The sequence below is a fragment of the Halomonas sp. C10-5 genome (assembly GCF_057169305.1).
Map to the genome: position 1 here is coordinate 1,874,245 of NZ_CP175665.1, position 23,452 is coordinate 1,897,696.

Annotated in this window: 20 protein-coding genes and 1 pseudogene; 11 read left to right on the forward strand and 10 right to left on the reverse strand. The window is 60.1% G+C overall.

Features of this window, described 5'->3' with window-relative positions:
- Positions 1–18: 18 nt before the first annotated feature.
- The 10 genes and pseudogenes from rfbA to ACJ7IV_RS08820 form a co-directional block, all read right to left on the reverse strand.
- Positions 19–894, reverse strand: coding sequence for a glucose-1-phosphate thymidylyltransferase RfbA (gene rfbA / locus ACJ7IV_RS08775; protein ID WP_483864056.1), 876 nt, complete (start codon positions 892–894; stop codon positions 19–21).
- 66 nt (positions 895–960) lie between these two features.
- Positions 961–2,022 carry a dTDP-glucose 4,6-dehydratase gene (gene rfbB, locus ACJ7IV_RS08780; RefSeq protein WP_483864057.1) on the reverse strand — a complete coding sequence of 354 codons (1,062 nt, stop codon included), beginning with the start codon at positions 2,020–2,022 and terminating at the stop codon, positions 961–963.
- 723 nt (positions 2,023–2,745) lie between these two features.
- Positions 2,746–3,369 carry a DUF6036 family nucleotidyltransferase gene (locus ACJ7IV_RS08785; RefSeq protein WP_483864058.1) on the reverse strand — a complete coding sequence of 208 codons (624 nt, stop codon included), beginning with the start codon at positions 3,367–3,369 and terminating at the stop codon, positions 2,746–2,748.
- Positions 3,370–3,693: 324 nt separating this feature from the next.
- On the reverse strand, positions 3,694–3,993 hold the full coding sequence (locus ACJ7IV_RS08790; protein ID WP_483864059.1) for a nucleotidyltransferase domain-containing protein: 300 nt from the start codon (positions 3,991–3,993) through the stop codon (positions 3,694–3,696).
- A 10-nt stretch (positions 3,994–4,003) separates the two neighbouring features.
- On the reverse strand, positions 4,004–4,483 hold the full coding sequence (locus ACJ7IV_RS08795; protein ID WP_483864060.1) for a hypothetical protein: 480 nt from the start codon (positions 4,481–4,483) through the stop codon (positions 4,004–4,006).
- A gap of 10 nt (positions 4,484–4,493) precedes the next feature.
- Positions 4,494–4,793, reverse strand: a complete 300-nt coding sequence (locus ACJ7IV_RS08800; protein WP_483864061.1) for a nucleotidyltransferase domain-containing protein — start codon at positions 4,791–4,793, stop codon at positions 4,494–4,496.
- 3 nt (positions 4,794–4,796) lie between these two features.
- Positions 4,797–5,465, reverse strand: a complete 669-nt coding sequence (locus ACJ7IV_RS08805; protein ID WP_483864062.1) for a hypothetical protein — start codon at positions 5,463–5,465, stop codon at positions 4,797–4,799.
- A 60-nt stretch (positions 5,466–5,525) separates the two neighbouring features.
- On the reverse strand, positions 5,526–6,443 hold the full coding sequence (locus ACJ7IV_RS08810; protein WP_483866569.1) for an Rpn family recombination-promoting nuclease/putative transposase: 918 nt from the start codon (positions 6,441–6,443) through the stop codon (positions 5,526–5,528).
- On the reverse strand, positions 6,407–6,622 hold the full coding sequence (locus ACJ7IV_RS08815; protein WP_483864063.1) for a hypothetical protein: 216 nt from the start codon (positions 6,620–6,622) through the stop codon (positions 6,407–6,409). The genes ACJ7IV_RS08810 and ACJ7IV_RS08815 overlap by 37 nt, the downstream gene beginning before the upstream one ends.
- Before the next feature lie 8 nt (positions 6,623–6,630).
- Positions 6,631–7,749 (reverse strand): annotated as a pseudogene (locus tag ACJ7IV_RS08820) (ISAs1 family transposase).
- Between the two features lie 136 nt (positions 7,750–7,885).
- On the opposite strand from ACJ7IV_RS08820, the gene ACJ7IV_RS08825 reads away from it, so the two are divergent.
- The 11 genes from ACJ7IV_RS08825 (at position 7,886) to ACJ7IV_RS08875 (ending at position 23,441) form a co-directional block, all read left to right on the forward strand.
- The gene (locus ACJ7IV_RS08825; protein ID WP_483864064.1) at positions 7,886–8,854 is read left to right on the forward strand and encodes a site-specific integrase; all 969 of its coding nucleotides are present in this window, start codon (positions 7,886–7,888) and stop codon (positions 8,852–8,854) included.
- Positions 8,855–9,879: 1,025 nt separating this feature from the next.
- Positions 9,880–11,403, forward strand: a complete 1,524-nt coding sequence (istA, locus tag ACJ7IV_RS08830) for an IS21 family transposase (RefSeq protein WP_416221188.1) — start codon at positions 9,880–9,882, stop codon at positions 11,401–11,403.
- Positions 11,396–12,169, forward strand: a complete 774-nt coding sequence (istB, locus tag ACJ7IV_RS08835; protein ID WP_133483961.1) for an IS21-like element helper ATPase IstB — start codon at positions 11,396–11,398, stop codon at positions 12,167–12,169. The genes istA and istB overlap by 8 nt, the downstream gene beginning before the upstream one ends.
- Before the next feature lie 322 nt (positions 12,170–12,491).
- Positions 12,492–14,303 carry a sensor histidine kinase gene (locus ACJ7IV_RS08840; RefSeq protein WP_483864065.1) on the forward strand — a complete coding sequence of 604 codons (1,812 nt, stop codon included), beginning with the start codon at positions 12,492–12,494 and terminating at the stop codon, positions 14,301–14,303.
- Positions 14,300–15,676 (forward strand): sigma-54-dependent transcriptional regulator, encoded by a 1,377-nt coding sequence (locus ACJ7IV_RS08845; protein WP_483864066.1) that lies wholly within the window; start codon positions 14,300–14,302, stop codon positions 15,674–15,676. Before ACJ7IV_RS08840 ends, ACJ7IV_RS08845 begins: the two co-directional genes overlap by 4 nt.
- 307 nt (positions 15,677–15,983) lie before the next feature.
- On the forward strand, positions 15,984–17,000 hold the full coding sequence (locus ACJ7IV_RS08850) for a TAXI family TRAP transporter solute-binding subunit (RefSeq protein WP_483864067.1): 1,017 nt from the start codon (positions 15,984–15,986) through the stop codon (positions 16,998–17,000).
- Positions 17,001–17,126: 126 nt separating this feature from the next.
- Positions 17,127–19,268, forward strand: a complete 2,142-nt coding sequence (locus ACJ7IV_RS08855) for a TRAP transporter permease (RefSeq protein ID WP_483864068.1) — start codon at positions 17,127–17,129, stop codon at positions 19,266–19,268.
- Between the two features lie 167 nt (positions 19,269–19,435).
- Positions 19,436–20,635, forward strand: coding sequence for an L-2-hydroxyglutarate oxidase (gene lhgO / locus ACJ7IV_RS08860; protein WP_483864069.1), 1,200 nt, complete (start codon positions 19,436–19,438; stop codon positions 20,633–20,635).
- A gap of 396 nt (positions 20,636–21,031) precedes the next feature.
- Positions 21,032–21,238 (forward strand): hypothetical protein, encoded by a 207-nt coding sequence (locus tag ACJ7IV_RS08865; RefSeq protein WP_483864070.1) that lies wholly within the window; start codon positions 21,032–21,034, stop codon positions 21,236–21,238.
- Positions 21,235–21,885: a hypothetical protein gene (locus ACJ7IV_RS08870; RefSeq protein ID WP_483864071.1), complete on the forward strand. Its 651-nt coding sequence runs from the start codon at positions 21,235–21,237 to the stop codon at positions 21,883–21,885. The genes ACJ7IV_RS08865 and ACJ7IV_RS08870 overlap by 4 nt, the downstream gene beginning before the upstream one ends.
- On the forward strand, positions 21,882–23,441 hold the full coding sequence (locus ACJ7IV_RS08875; RefSeq protein ID WP_483864072.1) for a DEAD/DEAH box helicase: 1,560 nt from the start codon (positions 21,882–21,884) through the stop codon (positions 23,439–23,441). Before ACJ7IV_RS08870 ends, ACJ7IV_RS08875 begins: the two co-directional genes overlap by 4 nt.
- Positions 23,442–23,452 lie beyond the last annotated feature (11 nt).

The window sequence follows — 23,452 nt, forward strand, 5'->3', positions numbered from 1 at the left end:
GGGAGGCGCTGACACGGTTTATTCGTCTTCGACCAGAGAGAGCAGATACTGCCCATAGCCGTTCTTGGCCAAACGCTCGCCGGCGTCCACCATCTCGGCGGTGCTCATCCAGCCGTTACGCCAGGCGATCTCTTCCAGGCAGGCGATCTTGTAGCCCTGTCGCCGCTCGATGGTTTCCACGAACTGGGCGGCTTCCAGCAGGCTCTCGTGGGTGCCGGTATCCAGCCAGGCAAAACCGCGGCCAAGCTGCTCCACGTTGAGGTCGCCGCGTTCCAGGTAGGCCTGGTTGACGCTGGTGATCTCCAGCTCACCGCGATGCGACGGCTCCACACCCTTGGCAATCTCGATCACGTCGTTATCGTAGAAGTAGAGACCGGTGACCGCGTAGTGCGACTTGGGCTTGACCGGCTTCTCCTCGATGGAGATAGCGCGCTTGCCGGCATCGAACTCGACCACACCGAATCGCTCCGGATCCTTCACCTGGTAACCGAAAACCGTGGCACCGCTGGCTCGTGCCGAGGCTTCTTTGAGCTTGGGTGAGAAGCCCTGGCCATAGAAGATGTTATCGCCCAGCACCAGGCAGACGCTGTCACTGCCGATAAACTCCTCGCCGATGATGAAGGCCTGGGCCAGGCCATCGGGGCTAGGCTGCTCCGCATAGGTCAGCTCGATGCCGAACTGGCTGCCATCTCCCAGCAGGCGCTGGAAGCTCGGCAGGTCTTCCGGGGTACTGATGATCAGCACCTCGCGAATGCCGGCCAGCATCAGCACGGAGAGCGGGTAATAGATCATCGGCTTGTCGTAGATCGGCAGCAGCTGCTTTGAGACGCCCATGGTGATGGGGTAGAGCCGGGTGCCGGAGCCACCGGCGAGAATGATGCCTTTGCGTGCCATGGTGATTCCTTTCTGTGTTCTGTGTGCTGCCATCGCTTCGCGAAGGATCGCGCAGGATCTGCGCTCCTACACGTTAGTGGTCGTACCCAGCCTCTCGCGCTGGTAGCTGCCGTCCTGCAAGCGACGGCACCACGCCTGGTTTTTCATGTACCACTGCACCGTCTTGCGGATGCCGGACTCGAAGGTCTCTTCCGGCCGCCAGCCGAGCTCGCGCTCGATCTTGTCGGCGTCGATGGCGTAGCGCAGATCGTGGCCGGGGCGGTCGGCCACGTAGGTGATCAGGCAGGCATAGGGGGAGTGCTGCGACGGGGCCAGCTCATCCAGCAGCGCGCAGATGGTATTCACCACCTCGATGTTCTGCTTCTCGTTATGGCCGCCGATGTTGTAGGTCTCCCCTACCTCCCCTTCCGTCACCACCTTGTAGAGGGCACGGGCGTGGTCTTCCACGTAGAGCCAGTCACGGACCTGCTCGCCCTTGCCGTAGACCGGCAGTGCCTTGCCTTCCAGGGCGTTCAGGATCATCAGCGGGATCAGCTTCTCGGGGAAGTGATAGGGCCCGTAGTTGTTGGAGCAGTTGGTGATCAGCGTCGGCAGGCCGTAGGTGCGCTGCCAGGCGCGCACCAGATGATCCGAACTGGCCTTGCTGGCCGAGTAGGGTGAGCTGGGGGCGTAGGAAGTCTCTTCGGTGAAGAGCCCTTCGGGCCCTTCCAGGTCGCCATAAACCTCATCGGTTGAGATATGGTGGAAGCGGAAGGCATCGCGGCGCTCGGCATCCAGACCGTTCCAATAGGCACGGGCCACTTCCAGCAGCGTATAGGTACCCACGATATTGGTCTGGATGAACTCCGCCGGGCCATCGATGGAGCGGTCCACATGGCTCTCGGCCGCCAAGTGCATCACCGCGTCAGGCTGATGCTCACGGAAAACGCGTTCCACTTCGGCGCGATCGCAGATATCGACCTGCTCAAAGGCATAGCGGTCGCTGTCTGCCACTTCCGCCAGAGACTCCAAATTGCCGGCATAGGTGAGCTTGTCGACGTTGACGACGCTGTCAGCGGTATGGCGGATGATATGACGAATCACGGCCGAGCCGATAAAGCCCGCGCCGCCGGTGATCAGGAGTTTCATGGCTATATATCAGTGTCGCTAAGATTGAGGAATCGCAATTCTGAATTGAAGAAATAAACGCAGTAATTCGCGGTAAACAGGACGTCATCACAAGAGTGGCAACTGGGTCACGAATGGCCACTGGCAGCGTACTGCCGAAACACCTGGGCCCGCCAATTGGCGGACTCGGGCGTTTCGTCAAAGGCCCCGCCATTTGGCGGGGTGGTGCCGCATTGTGGCGAAAGCGATTTATCTAACCTATTGATTTGGCGAGATATTAGCGATAAGGGAAGGCTGCCGGAAAGGTCGAAAGGCAGTATTAGGCACTCAACCCATGACGATGACCAGTTGCATCAGCGTATGTTCGCGTCTGCAAAGGAAGCAATGCTTTACGTAGTGGCGCGACCGTTTCGTTCAGCCCCCACCGTCTGCTGGGAGAATATCGCCCTTGGTTGGGGAGGGCATAGCTTCCCAGCAGTTGTTCATGGAAATACCGGGTAAGCTGTTGCAGATGTTGTGCGGTATCTCGGCGACACACTGGATACTGACTAAGCAGTTCTAACACGCAAAGCGTACGCTGAAATGCCTCACGTGGCATCACGCTACGCAGCCATTCCAGTTCGGGTTGCGTCGGGCGATATCCGAGATACCAGACGGCCTCGGCTAGCCGCCTCACGTCATCGACAGCATACTCGAGTGGGCGCGAGCCGACCCGATACAGGCGTTTGCGTGTAAAGGAAAGCGTCATGACTCCCCCCCACAATGGTGATATTCGTCAAGTACTACTTTCAGGTTGCCCAATATACGGATTTCGTCGCCAACGAAATAGCTGATCGCTTCCCGAGCCAATCGCTCAAACTCGTCGATGTCAACATAAGGAAGCTGGAGCAGCGCCTGGATATCATGCTGGTCACGGTCGCCAAAACGACCGAGCTTGGAAATTGCCACATCCAGAGCACTGGCAATGTAGACCTCCACGTTGGGAACGCTCGTTCTCGTCATCAGCCGAATGACGCGGTCCTCGTAGTCTTCATGCAATGGGCCAAGTGTTGTGTTGAAACTGGTATCCAGCTCTAATATCTGCGGCATTCCCTCTTCATTCGAAAACACGTAGGCGTCGTCATTCAGTAGAGCAACGATTTCAGACTTATCGGCATAGCCGTAAGACGCCACCTCAGCATCCACGTCCGCACTACCGCGCGCTTGCGTATGAATATGGACCGCACACCCGCCAAAAATAATAACTTGGAAAACGCCCTTGTCACCAGAGGCGAAGACTGGCTCAAGAACATCGAAAAAGGAAACTAAAGCAATTCCCAATGCCGTGTCAGGCTCAATCGTGGGCTGGTTTCTCGCTTCTATCGACACGCTAATCCCTAATCGACTTTATCCTAAGTTTAGCTTACTTTCGGCTGTCGAGGCTGAAGCATTGTGATCTCTTTAAAAAGGTGCTTGGCGAATTTCGTGTCGTTGTGCTTGTAACGCTGATCAAGCCCAGTTTCTTTGAGTAGAGCATGCACGCGCTCTAACTCTTGCTTAACGGCGTAAATGGCGGAACGATACAGTCGCCCCTCAAGATCTTTGAAGAAGCTTGTTAGCCGTGCATAGCGCCGGGTTTCTAACTTGAACCCGAAATAGCGATCTCGCGGAGAGATTAAAGCATCGTGATTCACCCGATCAAGGCTGTTGCGACTAAAATATTACCCCCTGTTCACGGGCAATACGGTGAATCGGCAACTCCTCGAGGTTGGGGGCCGCCAGAATCACATCCACCTTGCGACCCTGCGTGGCGCGCATGATCTTGACACTGAGCCAGGCCGACAAGCGCGCAGGGTGCTCAACCGCTTGATCGAGTTCCACCATGAGGTCGATATCACCGCCCTTGGCGGTGTCATCGAGGCGGGAGCCGAAGAGCCGAACGACGGCCCTTTCGCCACAGTTTTCGGCAACCACTGCCTTGATAGCATTAATGTCAGACGAAGATAAGCGCATGGTAAAAGGATCAAGATGTTTTCAACTGTTCTACTTGCGAAACAAGGCTACTAGCAAATTTCTTCAAGACCGAGAGATTGTCATGTGCCGTCATCAATGAGACGTATAGGACGTCTGAATCCTCGATATATTCGTGGATCATCTTGTTGCGAAGCTGTCGCAAGTTGACCCATTGATCAGCTGAGTTCAGCCAACCGTACTTTTCCGCCTTGTTGAGGTTGATCAGTAAAGCACTTGCAGGCTCCCCCAGCGCCTTAAGAAGAGCCGGCAAGAGCTTATCGCCAACGGTATCCTGAAGGCGACAGAAACAGCTAGTGAAGGCTTCGATCCTCAAGGCTAGTGCGGGATTGTTATCCAAACCTTCAACTGCTTCACGGGTCAGAGGCGGGATGAATGCCTGCTCATCGGCATACTCGAGGTGATTAATTTCCTTACCGACGACCCTCACGAGAAACGACAGTCTTTCGGCGGTTTCCGGCGATAGAGTCATTGCTTGCTCCTCACAGCCGGATGCCCTTCTCCCGGGCGATGTCATGGATCGGGAAACGCTTCAACCCAGGAGCATCCAGCAGAACATCGATCTTCTGCTCGCCGAGCTTCATGATGATCGCCCCTTCGAGACGCGCACAGTCCCAGGCAGGGTTCTCAACGGGCTGGGTGACAGTGACCATCAAGTCGATGTCGCCACCCCTGGCAGCGTCATCAACGCGGGATCCGAAGAGACGGACCTCGGCTTCTTTGCCAAATATTTCCGCGGCGGACGCCTTGATGACATCAATTTCGTGCTGATTCAGACGCATAGCTCAGTGGTTGAAGATCTCATCGAGTGTGTTGGCGGTGAGGATCCTGGCTACCCAGGTATCCAGCTGTTCGTCACTGGCTTGCTTCAGGCGCTCATCGACCCAGGCGGGAAGCTCTCCAAACTTTACATATATCTGCCTTCGGAGAGCACGTCTTACCCCTTGCTTGATGCCGCTATCTATCCATTGTTCCATAAGGGTTTTACGAGTCGGTGCATATTCGTATTCATCTTCAAGCAGGTCCTCCATCGTCTCGGCAAAAAGCATCTCATAAAGCCATTGCGAAATCTGTAAATCGCTCGCAATGTCTAACTTCCTGATGGCCCACTCAGACAAACAACCAAATCGATCAACCAGTGTTTTTCTCAGGAGATGGCGCGCACCCTCTCGCCAGATTCTTTCTGCCCATTTTTCCAATCTATCTGCTGACTGTTCAGATAGCTCCCCACTGATGTCAGGATTGTCACGCAGCGCATGCACCTCTGCCAACGGCAACCCACACACCTGAGCAATCTCTTTTTCACCCCAAGCGCCGGCCTTTAGTTGCGCTACTGCTAGTTTCCTAGCAGCTCCTAATCTTCCTTGCAGCCATCCTATCAGCCATTCCCTATGCTGAAACCTGATTGGTTCATGCATGACCTTCTGAATTATTGTTGGGAATTGATCTGACATTCAGCGCCCCCTTCTTACACAGAAAGCCTGGGCAACGTGGAAAGATTCAGAATAATTCAGTCAGCGCTCTAGCTCATGCCGCAAAGCGGCGATTTCGGCCTGCGGTAGACCGGTGGCGTGGGCGATGGTGGCGTCGTCCAACTTGGTCGTCTTAATCAGGTTGCAGGCGGTTTCGCGCCGGGCCTTTTGCTCTCCCAAAGATATGCCTTCCTGATGGCCTTCCTGATGGCCTTGCTGATGGCCTTGCTGCCAGGCTTGCTGACGTTCTTTCTTCGCCCAATTCTCGAGGTTTTCTGCCAACATCTCTTTATCCTCCACCACACTGTTGAGCCGATCCAGGTTGAACCCAGTACCCAGCCACTGAAGATGTCGCTTCAGCCAACGGGTCACGATCTCGTCGGTACGCCGCATGTTCGGATCGGCCTGGATGATGGCCACGATGCGATCTACCGCACGCTGCAGCGCCTGCCGGTCCCCCGTGGCGTTCTCGATGCCGAACACGCCGCTAAGCGGCGTGGGGCGCTCGGCCAGCTCCTCATCAGTATAGCGACCCTCGTCGACCAGATAGTAGCGCAGGTGCGGCTGATAGACCCGTAGGAAGGCCGGGGGTTCCGGCTGAACCATGTGATAGACATCCTCGCATGCCGTCCAGGGCCGCGTGCCGTTGTAGAGCACAATCGGCAGCACCGGCGGAAACCCCTTGGCGGGCGTGGTCTGCCGTGTCTTGAGCAGATGGTCATAGAAGCAGGCCACATAGTGCAGCAACCGAATCGGCATGCGCTGGTCCACTGAGGATTGGAGCTCGAGCAGGATGTAAAGGAAGACCCGCTGGGAGACACCCTCCCAGCGGGCTTCGACCAACCATACAAGGTCCTCGAGCCTCTCTTCGAACAGTGGCGTGATGTAGTTGCCGCTGTGGTTCTTCAGGGTGGTGAAGTCCATCAGCTCGGCGATTTCGCTCGATACAAAGCCTTCAATGAGCTGTTGACGAACTCCGGGTGGCTGAAGAGCTCCTTGTACCCCGTGTCGTGGTGTTTAGCCATGGCGTCCACCCCCTCGGCATCTATACTGTCTTTTTTTCCAGCATAGCCTAAGCCGAGCAGTAAAGGGGGAGCGCCATGGCTTGTGATATTCCCAACGGGCCAGGGAAAACGCATGAAAGATCCTACACCGCGAGAATGTCTGCCAGATAGGTCTCATCCAGCGCCGCTTTCTTCTGTTTCCGCCGGATTCCGCCCTTGAAACGCTTCTCCCCTTTCAGGTAATTCAAAGCGATATGTCGGACCCTGCCGAGGTTTTCTGCCGCCCGTCCGCGATGGATTTTGCAGGCATCCTCACGCAGTGCCACATCCAAGGACCAGTGAAGCTTCGCCTCAATATGCCAGTGCTGACGAGCCGCCTCGTCGAGCTTCTTGGCGCTCAGATCGGCAGAGCTGATGTAGTAGCGGATCATCGGGGCTTCCGGCGTCTCATCGCCTTCCTGGCGGAAACTCATCACCACGCCTACCGATTTCAGCCCCGGCCATTCATAGCTAAGCTACTGAAATTCTTCAGTAACCTCGCTGACAATATGGTATCTGGTCTCTTGCCGTCCTCGGTTCTTCTCATCCGTGATATAGGCGTCACCCTCGAAGCTGGCGACCTTGGCCATGGGAAATGCGGCCTCGAAGGCGTCAGCCAAGGCCGGCTGGTTGCCCTTCACGGACAGCAGGTAATCGGCGCCCTTCTGCAGGATCTGAGTGGCGATCTTCTTCTGGCACCCCATGGCATCGATCGTCACCAGACAGCCTTGCAGGTTGAGAAGCTTGAGCAGCTCGGGAATCGCCGTGATCTCGTTGGACTTTTCGGCCGTCTTGACCTGGCCCAGCACCACACCATTCGCCGCACTGAAGGCGCTGACCATGTGGATTGCCCCTTTGCCCTTCCCTCGGCAGTACGAGCCGCGCAGGGTCTTGCCATCGATGGCAACCACCGTCCCATCGGTGACGTCATGACAAGCCTTCATCCACTCGGCAAAGGCGGTTTGAAGCTGCTCGGCATTCACCAGCGCCATCACCCTGGCCAGGGTGTCATGGCTCGGTATGCCAGCCTCAAAATCACCGTACTGGCGAAGAAAATCCAGCTTTGCGTGGCCAAAATCCTCTATCTCGTCCCATCCCTCCGCACCGCAGATCACTGCACAGACCGTCAGGAAGAGAATATCCGACAGCTGATGCTGCACTTTCCACGCCTGGCGGAAATCGGGAACGATCGATAGATGGTGCATAAGGGACGATGTCAGCATCGTGTCATCCATGAAAAAAACCGTTAGATGACCACATTAGCTCCTACTGGTAAAGCGCTACGAAGCCCGTCGTAGAGCGGTTTTTCATGCGTTTTCCCTGCCCAACGGGCAGCTGATCGAGCCTGATGAGGCGGTGGTGGAGTTCGAACGCCTTCCCCAGGTGGTGAAGCGCCTGTCGGCCCGGGCGCGCCGCCATATCGCCAACAGCGTGTCGAAGAACACCATTCGCGGCATGCGGGCCGACCTGCGCGTCTACCAGCATGCAGGAGGCCTGCTGCCGGCGGATGAGTTCGATATCGCCAACTTCATTGCCGACCAGCGAGCCTTGGGCAAGAAGCCCGCAACACTTGAGCGCTATCTCAACTCACTGCACATGTGGCATCGCTACATGAACCTGCCGTCCCCGGTGAGAAGCATGCCGGTGCGCTCAGTGATGCGCGGCATTCGCCGTTCGGCCGGTACCCGCCAGAAGAAGGCGCCGCCGCTGTTGCTTGAGGACCTGAATCGCCTGCTGGATCACATCGATCGTTCGACCCTACGCGGCAAGCGCGATAGCGCCCTCTTTGCCCTCGCCTTTCACGGCGCCTTTCGTCGCAGCGAGGTGGTGGCGCTCTACCTGGAGGATATCCAGTGGGAGGCCGGGGGCGTTCTAGTTGGTCTGCGGCGTAGCAAGACCAACCAGAAAGGCGTTGAGGAGACCAAGGCAATCCTCCGCGCGCCTGCTGCGCTACCCTACTGCCCCGTGCGGCTGCTTGAGGCTTGGCTGGCGGCATCTGGCATCCAGCGCAGGGCGGTATTTCGCAGCCTCACCCATGGTGACAGGCTGGGTGCCGGGCGATTGACCGCTAGCGTGGTCGCCCAGCGCTTGGCGCACCACCTGGAAGCCGCTGGCATGGCCGACCGTGGTTTCTCACCTCACAGCTTTCGCGCCGGTTTCATCACCGAGGCCCATCGTCGCGGCAAGGCGGCAGAGGATATCAAGCGTGTCAGCGGTCATCGCTCCCAGAGCACCTTCGAGCGCTATATCCGGCGTAGCGATGCTTTCGAAGGTCACGCCGGAGATTTCTACGGCGGCGTGAAGGAGCCGTCATCCCAAGTGTTTTAGCGGTGACGCTGTGCCGGTGGGGATCGTCGGTCGCCAACTTGGCGAGGACAGAGGGAAGAGGCCCAAAGCCAGACCGATGCCGGCTGGTTCTCTAAGGATCCTGAGGCTGTCTACCGCCTACTCTCGCTGTGCTCCTGTAAGGCGTTCAGGCACGCTACCGCCCCAGGGTGTCCGAGGCGCATCCCTGAGGCCGTTGGGCTTGACGCCTTAACGTGACGCGCAAGCATATCAAGCTGTACACCTGAAGCCACCCCTCCCTGGCGGCTCGAAAACAAAATTAAACCGGGCTTATCAAGCAGTTAAAGCAAGAACCACAGCAATCTTAAGCCGGGAATGTTAGCACAGACGGAGACCCTCATCTATGCGATTGCGGCTCGACACGGACAATGTCAGAGATCTCTTACAAACTAGCTACACCGCCCGGTTGCCTGGATCTCCCGTGGGATGATCGTCCATCGTGCCCGGCCAGGCGAAAAAATCGCCTCTGAAGCCAATAATAGCCTCTGGACGAAGCGCCGCGAATGTCGAAGGCCACGGGAAACTCTGTGACTGTGCATCGCTACACTGCCGACACTGACGCTGGCTTTGTAAGAGAATACTGACAGGAAACCGGGTGGGAATCGTCTATCACAGTAGAGATGTCCATTCTAAGCTGGCGAATGGCCACCATGGAGGGAGCCGTATGCCACCTTTGATCACGTTGGAACGAGACCCTGAAGGGGCCTTCATCATCTGCTGCTTACAGTGCGGCAGCGTTGAAATGGGTCTGGGACAGCATCCTTGGCAGGAATTCGTTGTCGAGCCACAGCCCAACTCTCTCGCCTTGATTACGTGCACCCACTGCCATGCAGAGACAAGAACGCAGAACCCCCGGCTGCTCGATTGTGCAAAGTGATATAAAACAGCCATCCTTGCCGAGCCTTGGCCATTTTATAGAGCGACAATTACTCTGGCCGGCCGACGACAACTACTGTGACCGGTTGCCCTAAGCTTGACCGCTTGTCCCGACCCACCAGGGAGCCGGTATGGCGGTCACCAGCCAACAGGTCACGCTCTATATGTCGCAACGTCAACAAGGCCAGACCCAGGAGGTCGCCGCCGCCAAGGCCGGCCTCTCCGTCAGAACCGCTCGCCGCCTCGAACGCCGGGCTGAGTCCTCCGAGCCGCCGGCATCACGGCACTGGCGAACCCGGCCCGACCCCTTCGCCGATGTGTGGGAGACCACGCTCGTCCCCCAGCTGGCCGCCGCCCCGGGCTTGCAGGCACTGACCCTGCTGGAGTGGTTGCAGGAGCAGCACCCCGGCCAGTACCCGGACAGCCTGCTGCGAACCCTGCAGCGCCGGGTCAAGGGCTGGCGAGCCGCGCACGGCCCGGAGAAAGAGGTAATGTTCCCGCAAACCCATGGCCCCGGGCTGCGCGGCCTCTCCGACTTCACCGAGCTCAAGGGGATTGTCATTACCGTGGCAGGGGAGCTGCTTGATCACCGGCTCTACCACTTCCGCCTGGCCTACAGCGGCTGGTGTTATGTCCGGGTGGTGCTCGGTGGCGAGAGCTACCCGGCGCTGGCTGAAGGCCTGACCCGTGCGCTGGAGCGGCTTGGCGGTGTCCCCGCGGAGCACCGCACCGACAGCTTGTCGGCGGCCTTCCGCAACCTCGGCCGGGAGGCGGAAGCCGACCTCACCGAGCGTTATGCTGCCCTGTGCGCTCACTACGGCATGACGGCCACCCGTAATAACCCAGGGCGCGGCCATGAAAACGCCAGCATCGAGTCGCCACATGGCCACTTCAAGCGGCGCCTGCAACAGCGCCTGACGCTGCGCGGCTCCCAGGACTTCGCTAGCCTCGATGACTATCAGGCCTTCCTCGATGAGGTGACCACCGCGATCAACCGCCGCAACGCGGCCCGGATCACCGTCGAGCGTGGCGCGCTACAGCCACTGCCCAGCCGGCCCGGTACCGACTACAGCGAGGTGACGGTGCGCGTCACTACCTCCAGCACCATCCAGGTGCGCAAGGTGCTCTACTCGGTGCCGTCCCGGCTGATCGGCGAGAACCTGCGGGTGCACCTTTACGATGATCGCTTGGTGCTGCATCACGCACAGCAAGCATTGCTGACGCTGAGGCGGCTGCATGCCACGCCGGAAAGCGGCCGGTTGCGGGTCATCGATTACCGCCATGTGATCGGCTGGCTGGTCCGCAAGCCCCGGGCGCTGGCGGGGCTGACGTTCCGCGACGACCTGTTGCCGAGTGCGGAGTGGCGCGAGCTGTACGCCCGGCTGACCGCCGCCTTGCCGGTCGCCGAGGCCTGCAAGCGCATCGTTGGCGCTCTGGCGTTGGCCGCCGAGCAGGACCAGGCCGAGGCGATCGCCAGTTACTGGCTGGGCGCCCTGGCGCGCGGGAAGAGCCCGACGCTGGCCGAGCTCCAGGCCCGCTTCGCCGCCACGCCGAGCGCCACGCTGGTTTTCCCCCAGGTGACTCAGCATGACATCGCCAGCTACAACCATCTGGTGCCCAGCGTGCCGACCACAGAGGTGTGCTGCCATGCCTGATGCCCAGACGCTGCCGCTGCTACTGCGACAGCTCCGCCTGCCCACCATGGCCGCCTGCTGGCCCCAGCTGGAAACCCGCGCCCGAGCCGAAAACTGGAGCCTGCCACAAACACTGGCCGCCCTATGCGAGCACGAGCTGGCCGAGCGTGAGCGACGCCGGCTGGCCCGGCACCTCAAGGAGGCCCGGCTGCCGGTGGGCAAGACGCTGGAGTCCTTCGAGTTCGACGCCATCGCGGCCGAGCAGCGCCGGCAACTGAGCGCCTTGGCCGGCGACACGCAGTGGGTCGACCAGGCTCACAACCTGCTGCTGTTTGGGCCCTCCGGCGTCGGCAAGAGCCACGTGGCGGCCGGGCTCGGGCATACGCTGGTCGACCAGGGTTACCGGGTGCGCTACGCCACCGCCTCAAGCCTGGTCCAGGAGCTCCAGGCTGCCAAGCAGGCACTGCGCCTGAGCGACGCCCTGATCAAGCTCGACAAGTACGCCGTGCTGGTGATCGACGATATCGGCTACGTCCAACGCAGCGAGGCCGAGACGTCAGTGCTGTTCGAGCTGATCGCCCATCGCTACGAGTCGGCCAGCCTGATCATCACCGCCAACCAGCCGTTCAGCGCCTGGGACAGTATCTTCCCCGACAGCATGATGGCCGTGGCCGCCATCGACCGGTTGGTGCACCACGCCACGCTGATGGAGCTGAGCGGGGAGAGCTACCGTAAGCGTGCTTATCAACGACAATTACAAGGAGGAAAAGCTGGGTCGTCGGACTGACGACAACTACCCCACCCAACCGGCCATTTTAATTGTCGCCAAGCGGCCAAAGTAGTTGACGTCGCATAGCCATTTGGACTCAGAAGGGCCATGCCAACGGTGTTAGGACAAAGGCCCCGGCGCTGCGGGCTATGTTAGGCGGCTAGGGAAACACTGCATAAATCCCGCTACAGCTGCCTGACAGCCGTCGGCGGGGTAAAATCGGGCTACCCTACCCTGTCACCACCTGATGGACTGTTTCCTCCGTATATGGAGTGCTCGTCATAGATATGGTCAGCAACTTGGTCTACCGGCCGCCTGCATGCCAGCGGGAGGCTGACCCGTGAACCAAGTACTTCGTCGTAGACTAGGTCGCCTGACGATCGCCATCACCGCCGCAGCTCTCGCTGTGATGTTGTGGTGGGTGTGGCATTGGCAGTTAGAGCGTGTCACGAATGAGGCACGTCGGCACGCCGATTCGCGCCTAGCGCTCTACACCAGCAGCCTCAACGGGGCGCTGGAACGCTTCACCTATCTTCCAGGACTACTGGCTCGCCATTCCCTGGTCCAGGCGGCGGTTGTCGATGAGGTCGGCGTTTTCACTGAGCAGGTCAATCGATACTTGGCCCATGTGGCCGAGAGCTCGGGGGCCGAGGCCATCTTCCTGATGGATGATGAGGGTGTCACCATCGCTGCCAGCAACTATGCCAGCGATGCCAGTTTTCTCGGCCACCATTATGACTTCCGACCCTATTTCCAGGATGCCATGGCCGAGGGTCAGGGTGAGTTCTTTGCCATCGGCAGCACCACGGGGCGAGCCGGCTATTTTGTCTCTGCCGCAGTTCAGGGAGGGGCCTCGGGCCGCCCCGGTGGCGTATTGGTCGTCAAGATCTCTCTGGAAGCTCTGCAGGACAGCTGGCGACAGGCAGGCGAGCAAGTGCTGCTCTCCGATACCAACGGCGTGGTGATCCTTTCGAGCCGCCCGGAATGGCGTTATCGTCGACTGGACGATATCGGTGTCAATGCCATGGAGGAGATCCACGAACAGCGACAATTCCTGAAGACACCGCTGCGCCCTCTTGGCGAACGCCTGCCTGACGGCTCCCTGCATGTTGGCGACACAAGCACTGGAGACCTGGGTGAACGCTACCTTGACCTGACCCTACCCCAGACGACCCTCGACTGGACCATGCACTACCTGGTGCCCGTCCGACCACTCTACACCGTCGCACGCAATGCTCTGCTAGCTGCCTCAGGCACCACCCTGGCCCTGCTGCTACTGGGCCTCTGGCTACGCGAGCGCCAGAAGCGTCAACGTCTGCGTGACCGAGAAGCGCGCATCATTCAGGAGGCCAACGAGCGCCTCGAGGCAAGGGTAAAAGCGCGTACGCAGGAACTCGAAGCGGCCCAAGCGGAACTGGTGCAAGCTGGCAAGCTCGCGGCACTGGGCACCATGGCGGCAGGTATCGCTCACGAGCTGAACCAACCCCTGGCCGGCATCCGGACCTATGCAGTTAGCGGGGCTCGTCTGCTGGAGCGTGGCCGTGAGGCCACGGCCATCGACAACTTCCGCCATATCCACGACCTGTCCGACCGCTTGGCGACTCTGATCCGACAGCTCAAGATCTTCGCTCGCAAGGGCGGAACGCTTGAATCTGTCGACCTGGTCGCAAGACTACAGTTTGTGCTTGAGCTGCTCAGGGATCGCCTGGAGCGTCAAAAGGTCGAGCTGCATCTAGAGCTGCCCGAGGACTCCACGGCATGGGTCGCCGGGGATAGCGTCCGCATTGAACAGCTTCTTACCAACCTGCTGCGCAACGCCCTGGATGCCCTGCGCGATACCCCGTCCCCGCGTCTTGACGTCCGCGTGGACTTGACCCCCGAGCAGGTCGAACTGGCCGTGGCGGACAATGGGCCTGGTATAGACGAGGCGACCCTCGAACATATTTTCGACCCTTTCTACACCACCAAGGAGGTGGGCGACGGCCTCGGCCTGGGGCTGTTCATCGCCTATGGGATCGTTCAGGATCTCAAGGGTCGCATCCGCGCCGAAAACCGCCCTGCCCACCTCGGCGGCGCCGTTTTCCATGTCATATTGACGCGGGTAAACGGCGAGTCATCACGGCAACCTGGCAACAAGGACATCCCGACATGAGCGAGCTACCCGTCTGGCTAGTCGACGACGATCCCGGGGTACGGGAGTCGCTGACCCAGTGGTTCGAGCTTTGTGACTTGGCGGTGCGCACCTTCGCGAGCGGCCAGGCAGTTCTTGACGAGCTCCGGGCGGGCTCTCCCTGCGGCGTGCTGATCTCCGACGTCAAGATGCCCGGTCTCGACGGCCTGCAACTCCTGCAGGCTGTAAAGGACACCGATGATGACCTGCCCGTATTGCTGATCACTGGCCATGGCGATGTGCCCATGGCGGTGCATGCCATGCGGCAGGGGGCCTGGGATTTTGTCGAGAAGCCTTACGATCCGGAGCGACTCGAAGAACAGGTCCAACGGGCACTGGAGCGCCGCCGCCTGGGACAGGAGAACCGCCGATTGCGCCAAGCGCTGCGCCAGGGCGGCCTGGCGGCGCGCTTGATCGGCGAGGCGCCGGGCATGCAGCGCCTGCGCGACCAGATCGCCAACCTCGCCTCGACTCGCGCCCATGTGCTGATACATGGCGAAACCGGCAGCGGCAAGGAGGTCGTGGCGCGTTGCTTGCACGAATTCGGTCCCGGCGAAGCCACACCTTTCGTGGTCCTTAACTGCGGGGCCATTCCCCCGGAGCTAGTCGAGTCAGAACTTTTCGGCCACGAGAAGGGAGCCTTCACCGGTGCGCTAGAAAGCCGCGTCGGCAAGCTCGAACACGCCAGCGGCGGCACCCTCTTCCTCGACGAGATCGAGTCAATGCCACTCGCCACTCAAGTGAAGTTGCTGCGAGCACTGCAGGAGGGTGAGGTAATGCGGGTGGGCAGCAACCAGGTCATCAACGTCGATCTTCGCGTGGTGGCGGCGACAAAGACAGACCTCCTGCAGCAGGCGGCTCTCGGTGAGTTTCGCGAGGACCTGTACTACCGGCTGGCCATCGCCGAATTGAGGATCCCTCCCCTGCGTGAGCGCCGCGAAGACATTGCCACGCTGTTCATACACTTCAGCCGCCAAGCAGCAGAGGTTCATCAGCGCCCCCAACGCGAGGCCGATGGTGAGCTACTCGCGGCGCTTGGGCGCCATCACTGGCCCGGAAACCTGCGCGAGCTGCGCAACGCGGCGACGCGCTTCACGCTCAACCTGGACATCCCTTACCTTGAGGTCGCGTCCGGGGAGGCAACCGAAGGATCACTCGCCGATCAAGTCGCCGCCTTTGAGGCCTCCTTGCTGCGTGCAGCGCTGACTCGTCATCGTGGCAACATCCAGGCGGTACTTGAAGAGCTCGATCTGCCGAGACGGACCCTCAACCAGAAGATGCAACGCCACGGGCTGCGTCGCGAGGCGTTCTGCGGGCAAGCCGATACCTCCACGGTGGCCACCGGGAACGTCTGAAGGTTCAACTCCAACCAAGCCATCCGGCCAGGGATGAGAACATCAACCTCCCCCACCATCCCACGCCATATCGCTTTCGATGCCACGGGCGATATGGCAATGCTACCTGCAGGGCTGCTGTTGCATCGGCAAAAAATGGCCGACACCCCTCTGCATGCAGGCAAGAACTTGCCGATGCCGCCCTCCTCCCTTTACCAAAAAAAACTTAACCAACTGATTTAATTCTACTTATATCTTTCTGGCAGGCCATCTGCTTATAAACTGACGCAACACAATAATCGCTAACTTTCCTCAAGGGAGACATGGCATGCATAAGCGTCAGTTCCTCAAATCCGCCATCGGCCTGGCCTCCGCCGCGGCTCTGGGCATCTCCGCCTCCTCCGCACTGGCCCAGGAATCCCACCAGTACATCATGGGCACCGCCACCACTGGGGGGACTTACTATCCCGTCGGGGTCGCGCTTTCCACCCTGGTCAAGGTCAAGCTCGAACCCGAGACCGGCATTGCCCTGTCAGCCATCAGCTCCGCTGGTTCCAGTGAGAACCTGAAGTTGATGGACGAAGACCAGGCCCAGTTCGGGATTCTGCAGGGGCTATATGGCGCCTATGCCTGGGAAGGTGACGGCCCCGTGCCCAAGGCGTACAAGAACCTGCGCAGCGTGTCCATGCTGTGGCAAAACGTTGAGCACTTCGTGGTTGAGGACGACGTGGTCGACTCCGGCACCATCGACGACATGACTAATCTCTACGGCGAGTCGTTCTCGATCGGTGCACGCAACTCCGGTACTGAAGGGTCAGGTCGCTACATCCTCGGTCAGCTGGGCATCGAGCCAGACGAAATGGATATCGCCTACCTGGGCTATGGTCCGAGCGCAGACGCCCTGCAGAACGGCACCATCGACGGCATGAACATTCCCGCAGGTGTACCTGCCTCGGCCGTGACCCGTGCCTATGCCAATGCCGACGGCGATATCACCACACTGGACTTCACTGAGGAGCAGCTGGAGAAGGTCAACAGCAAGTTCGAGCTTTGGTCCGCCTACGACATCCCGGCAGGCACCTACCCGAACCAGGACGAGGTTATCCATACCATCGCCCAGCCCAATATTCTGGCGGCACGCGCCGACGTTCCTGAAGATGACGTTTACGCCATCACCAAGGCGATGTACGAGAACCTGCCGTTCCTCAACAACATCCATCCCGCGACCAAGGCGATGGCTCTTGAGAAAGCGATCGTCGGCCTGCCGATGCCCCTGCACCCGGGGGCGGCACGCTTCTTCGAAGAGCAGGGGCTGGAGATCCCCGAGCGCCTGATCGCAGAGTAACCCGAGACCCGCACCGGGCGTCCGGCCACTGGCTGGGCGCCCAGCCCTCCTTCCAACGGACGGTGCTGCGCTCGATTGCGACGCTGCCGCTCCCCTCATGACGCACGCCGCTATCAGGAGATCGCCGTGAGCAACTCAACCCTCGATTCCATCCGTGATGAGGATGCACAAGAGGCCGATGAACGCCTATCGCATCCATGGCTGGGGCCATTTCTCATTGCCTTCGCCATCGTTATTGCCTGTGCTCATATCTATTTCAACACCTTCTCTACGCTATCCACGCTATGGACGAGCGCCATGCACTTCGGCCTGTTCGGCGCGCTATGCGCCCTGGCCGTCCCTCTGGCACGACCTCAACATGCCGGGCCACGGCGGGCGGTGTTCGCCATTGATATTCTGCTCGCAGTGGCCGCTATCGGCTGTGCTGTCTACTTGATGGTGTTCGAGAATGCCCTCTATGAGCGTGGCGTGACCTTCATCGCCTCGGACTGGATCGTCTCGATCGTTGCGGTGGGGCTGATCCTAGAATTCGCAAGGCGCACCACCGGCTGGTTCATTCCCGTACTGAGCGTGATCGCGCTGACCTATGTGGCCTGGTGGGGGCAGTACGTCGGTGGCGTATTCAACTTCCCCGGCTTGTCGTGGGAAACGGTGCTGTTCCGCAGCTATATCGGCGGCGAGGGCATGCTGGGCTCGATCGCCCGGATCTCCTGGTCCTATGTATTCATGTTCATCCTCTTCGGTGCCTTCCTGGTCAAATCAGGCGCCGGGGAATTCATCATCGAGCTCGCACGTTGTGCCGCGGGACGCTTCATCGGCGGCCCCGGCTTCGTGGCGGTGTTTTCATCGGGCTTGATGGGCTCGGTGTCAGGATCTGCCGTGGCCAACACCGTCTCCACCGGTGTGATCACGATCCCGCTGATGCGCAAGGCGGGTTTTCCGGCGCGCTTCGCCGCTGGTGTTGAGGCCTCTGCCTCGACAGGTGGCCAATTGATGCCACCGGTCATGGGGGCTGGAGCCTTCATCATGGCTTCCTATACCCAGGTCTCCTACCTGACCATCATCGGTGTCGCGGCACTACCAGCACTGCTCTACTTTCTATCCGTCGCCATGTTCGTGCGCATCGAAGCCAAGCGCAGCAACGCCCAGCACCTCGACGACCCCGATGCACCGCGCATCGGCGAGGTTCTCAAAAACGGCTGGCACTACCTGCTGCCGCTCGTCGTGCTGGTGGCAGCACTCGTTTATGGTTTCACACCGACCTATGCGGCGGGCATCGCCATCGTCTCGGTGATCGTCGCCTCCTGGCTTTCCAAGCAACCGATGACGCCGAAGTTGATCGTCGAGGCGTTGGTTCAGGGAACACGCAACATGATCACCACAGCGATCCTGTTGATCACCGTGGGCCTGATCATCAACGTGGTCTCGACTACCGGTATCGGCAATACCTTCTCGCTGATGATCACCGACTGGGCGGGCGGTAGCCTGCTGATAACCATCGTGCTGATCGCCATCGCCTCACTGATCCTCGGCATGGGTCTTCCGGTCACCGCGTCCTACATCGTGCTGGCTACGTTGTCGGCGCCTGCGCTGTACAACCTCATGGCCCATGGCCAGCTTCTCGACCTAATCGTCGCCGGCAACCTGCCAGAACAGGCCAAGGCGGTATTCATGCTGGCTGCACCGGATCAACTGCAAGCCCTGGCGGCACCGATGAGCCTGGCCGAGGCCCAAGCCCTTCTCGATGCAGTACCCGATACCTTCACAAGCCAGCTCTATGAGCAGGCACTGTCGCCACACTTTTTAACCATGTCGCTGGTCGCGGCACACATGGTGATCTTCTGGCTTTCGCAGGACTCCAACGTCACCCCGCCGGTGTGTCTGACCGCTTTCGCCGCAGCGGCGATCGCTGGCACGCCGCAGATGCGCACCGGCCTGACCGCATGGAAGATCGCCAAGGGGCTTTACATCGTACCGCTGCTCTTTGTCTGGTCACCGTTGATCACCGGCACGCCGCTGGAGATGACCATCGTGTTCGCCATGGCGCTGTTTGGCATCTACGCGATCATCGCAGGCCTCGAGGGGTACCTCGAACACGAGCTGACCTGGTGGCTGCGGTTGCTGATGTTCCCGATCGGCGCCCTGATGCTGTGGCCGCACGGCATGCTCACCATCGACCTGGTCGGCTTGGGTATCTTCGTTGCCATATTCGTGTGGAGCGTTCACCAGGGACGCCACCAGGCTGGACATATCGCCCGCACTGCTTAAACGGCCAGGCGTGCTGGCGAGATCACCATCAAGTGGCTAAACCCTGCAACTCTCCTTGAAGCAGAGTTGCAGGGGGCAGCACTCGCCAGCAAATGAAACCACACTGCTTCGGCCCCGTCAGGTCATGACGGAGCCCGTACAGCAGGACAACGAGGAATTAGGACGGCATGTACGATTTCATCATTATCGGCGGCGGCATCTTGGGCATGTCTACTGCCATGCAACTCCAGCAGGCCTATCCAGAGCGCAGAATGCTCCTGGTGGAAAAGGAGTCCGAGGCGGCCCGCCACCAGACCGGACACAACAGCGGTGTGATCCACGCCGGGGTCTACTACACGCCGGGAAGTCTCAAGGCGCGTTTTTGCCTGGAGGGCAATAAAGCCACCAAGGCCTTCTGCGAGGCCCACGACATTCCCTACGACAGCTGTGGCAAGCTGCTGGTGGCTACCAACGAGCTGGAGATGCAGCGCATGCAGGCGCTGTGGGAACGCACCGAGGCCAACGGCCTGGAGCGTGAGTGGCTAGAGCCCGAGGCACTCGCCGAGCGTGAACCCAACATTACTGGGCTTGGCGGCATATTCGTGCCCTCCAGCGGTATCGTCGACTACGCGGCAGTGACCCGCGCCATGGCTGCCGAGTTCGAGCGCACAGGGGGTGAGATCCGCTATGGGGCGGAGGTCACCGACCTGGATGAGCGGGAGCAAGAAGTGGTAGTGACCACCAGCGCCGGCGACTTCACCGGGCGCTATCTCGTCACCTGCTCAGGCTTGATGGCTGACCGGGTGATCCGCATGTTGGGCCAGGATCCGGGGTTCAGCATCTGCCCCTTCCGCGGTGAATACTATCAGCTGCCGGAACAGCACAACGACATCGTCAACCACTTGATCTACCCGATCCCGGACCCCTCCATGCCCTTTCTGGGTGTCCACCTGACGCGAATGATCGATGGCTCCGTGACCGTAGGCCCCAATGCCGTACTGGCCTTGAAGCGCGAGGGCTATCGTCGGCGCGATGTGTCTCCTCGTGACCTGACACAGATGCTGACCAATCCCGGCATCCTCAAGGTTCTGGCTAGGAACCTGCGCCCGGGCCTCTCGGAGATGAAGAACTCTCTGCACAAGCGGGGCTACCTTGAGTTGGTCCGCAAGTATTGCCCGAGCTTAACCCTCGACGATCTCACCCCCTATCCGGCCGGAGTGCGGGCTCAGGCAGTGTCTCGCGACGGGACGCTGGTGGACGACTTCCTGTTCGTCAACACCCCTCGGACCGTGAACGTCGGCAATGCGCCTTCACCGGCTGCCACCTCGGCAATCCCCATCGGGGCGCACATAGTTGAGCAGGTGAAGGCACAAGTCGAATCTATATAGTAGATGCCGGAATCAAGAGTATTAGTGCTGGCTTCAGACCACTGCACAGTCGATTGACCGGGCGACGAGGCATGACTAAGCGTTTGGAAGTCAATCCATCATGCGAACCGTGATAACGTCGCATTCAGGGGCTTTACAGATATAAGACCAGCTGCTACTGTATATTCATCGAGTTAAATAGCTCGATCGGGATTGACAGCCCGAAATCACAAAGGCGCACAGGCGCCACTGCCATGGTAGGCGCTTTTTCTCTGCCTTCCATGTCTATGGCGGCGGTGCGTGGGAGACCTTCGGGTCTGCCGGGTTCCTTTGTGTCCGGTCTGTCAACCCGCGTACCGTCGCCTCCATTGATTGACAGCAATGTGGGCGACTTCTATCACAAAGGAAGTCTTACCCATGAACTATTCAATCGCACTCCCCCACCGCAGTGATCGCCGCGCGCGAGCTGCCGCCCACCGCGCCATGGCATTCGCCGCCCTCTCCTCCAACAGCAGCCTTCGGGTTCGCTATCGTCGCTACAACGCTCACATGCGCAAGGCCGAGTCCCTATCTCGTGCCGCGGATGCCATCTCCCTGGAGGCAATTCAGGAGGTGAGCCAATGAGCCCGCGTGTCGATACTGCCACCACCCTCCCTCGCCAGAAGCGCCACCTGAGTGACCCGCTGAGTCGGATGATCGCGGAAGCCTTGGATCATCAACTGCTCTGCTATGCGGAGTCAGAGTGCACCTTCAGTATTCCCGAGGTACGCGACCAGTTGCTCAAGCTGCCGGAACTTGAGCATGTAGATAGCAACGCGCTGCGCTTCCGGGTCCGTGATCGTATCAAGACGCTAGAAAAGCTCGAACTCGCCAAGGAAGTCGGAATGCAGGGCAAACGGCGGCGCTTGTTCCGGATGACCCTACCAATGACGCCCGACGGCGAGACTGTCTCAGAGCCGACACCTCCCTCTTCTGATACTGCTATTCCCTCACCCTCTGACGACACAACATCGATTCTCGATCATCTCGAACAGGAACGCGGTTACTTGCAGAGCGCCATGCACGTGGCGATCAGTGAAGCCGAGCACTACCGGAGCCTGATCGCTCAGTTTCCCGACGACCGCCGGCTCATCACGCCTCTGCTAGAACAGGCGTTAGAGCGTAGTGGCCAACTGCAGGGAAAGTGGGAAGCCAACCTCAAGGTGCGTCGCTGCGTTTCCCATCAGGTAGACCCGTCTAACCAGTCCAGCATGGCGGAGGGCATGGCATGATACTACCGACTTCTCACCATGACGCCGATCAGCAGACTCTGCCGCCGCTGCGTGACTGGCAGGCCCAATGCCTTGAACAGGCGTTGTCGACTCTTTCTCCCCAGCACCCGCACTTCCTGTGTCAGGCCACGCCCGGTGCCGGGAAGATGCGCCTGGCGGCCGAGCTCACACAGGCCTTGATGGCCCGCGGCGATATTGATCATGTCCTGTACCTCGGCCCGACGCGGGCCGTGGTCAGTGCCGCTATAGAGACCCTGGAGGCTCGCACCGGACATCCGGTAAGCGGAGAGCTGGGCGCTGTCGGGGCGGGACTGACCTATCAGGCCCTCACGGGACGCTTGGAGGCCCTGAAACACCTTGGGCAACGGCATCGCGTCCTACTGATCTGGGACGAGAGCCATCACGCCGCGGGCCACGCCGGTGGCGAGGGTCCCAACCAGTGGGGCATGGCCCTGATGGCGCTGGAGCGTTACATGACCTATACCCTGGCGCTGTCCGGCACCCCGTGGCGCACTGACGGAAGCTGCCTCCCGCTGCTGCGCTACCTGGAGGTCGCGGAGGACTCTCAGGATCCCCACGCCGGAGAGCCCGCCGGCATGGGAACGCCGGCAAACAGCCACACATCGCCAGCCTCCCCTTCACAGGTACTGCTGCCCGACTTCGTGTATACCCTGCAGGATGCCATCCGCGATAAGGTCTGCCGCTTTCCACGGGTGCAGTTGGTCGATAATCGCGCCATCGAACTCAGCCGGTTTCACCCACGGACTGGGCGTCAGGAAACCCATCGCTATACCAGCATCCCCCAGCTGCTACGCCACCCCGCCGTCGATTACAGCAGCCTGGTCCGCTTGGGCGCCCCCATGCAACGCCTGTTGGCCCTGGGCAGCCGACAGCTGAGCGCCCTTCGTCAACAAGACCCTCAGGCAGCGGGCCTGGTGGTCGCCGCCGACATTGAACACGCCGAGGCGGTGGCTCAGGAGCTGGAGGCGGATGGCCACGACGTCTGCCTGGTGACCAGCCGTGATCCCCTCGCGCATGCCCGCCTGGCGGAGTTCCGTCAGGCAACGACACCTTGGATTGTCGCGGTAGGCATGGTGGCCGAGGGCGTCGACATTCCGCGCCTGCGTGTCGGCTGCTATCTGAGCCATATCCGTACCGAGCAGCATTTCCGTCAGGTACTCGGCAGAATCATCCGGCGGCAGGGAGACACGGACCCGGATTGCTACTTCTATGCCTTGAACGACAGCAGGCTGGCTCATATGGCGCGGCGGCTGAGTAATGACCTGCCCGACGATCTGGCCACTGTCGCGGTCGATAATGGCCCCTCAGCACCCATGGGAGGACATGGTGCAACTCCCCCCGGGGACGCACCGCCGACACCTCAGGCGGCAGCGTCACCCGCGGCTGCAGACGATGCACCCACTGCCAGTGCGGACGCGAACACCTCGGTGAGCTGGGGGACATCCGATGCTCAGCAGACAGTCGGCATTGCACCCGATGTCGAGTTCTCAGAGGCGTTCTTCGAGCGCCTGATCGCCTTGCGGCTGACGACTTGAGAGGGGCTGAT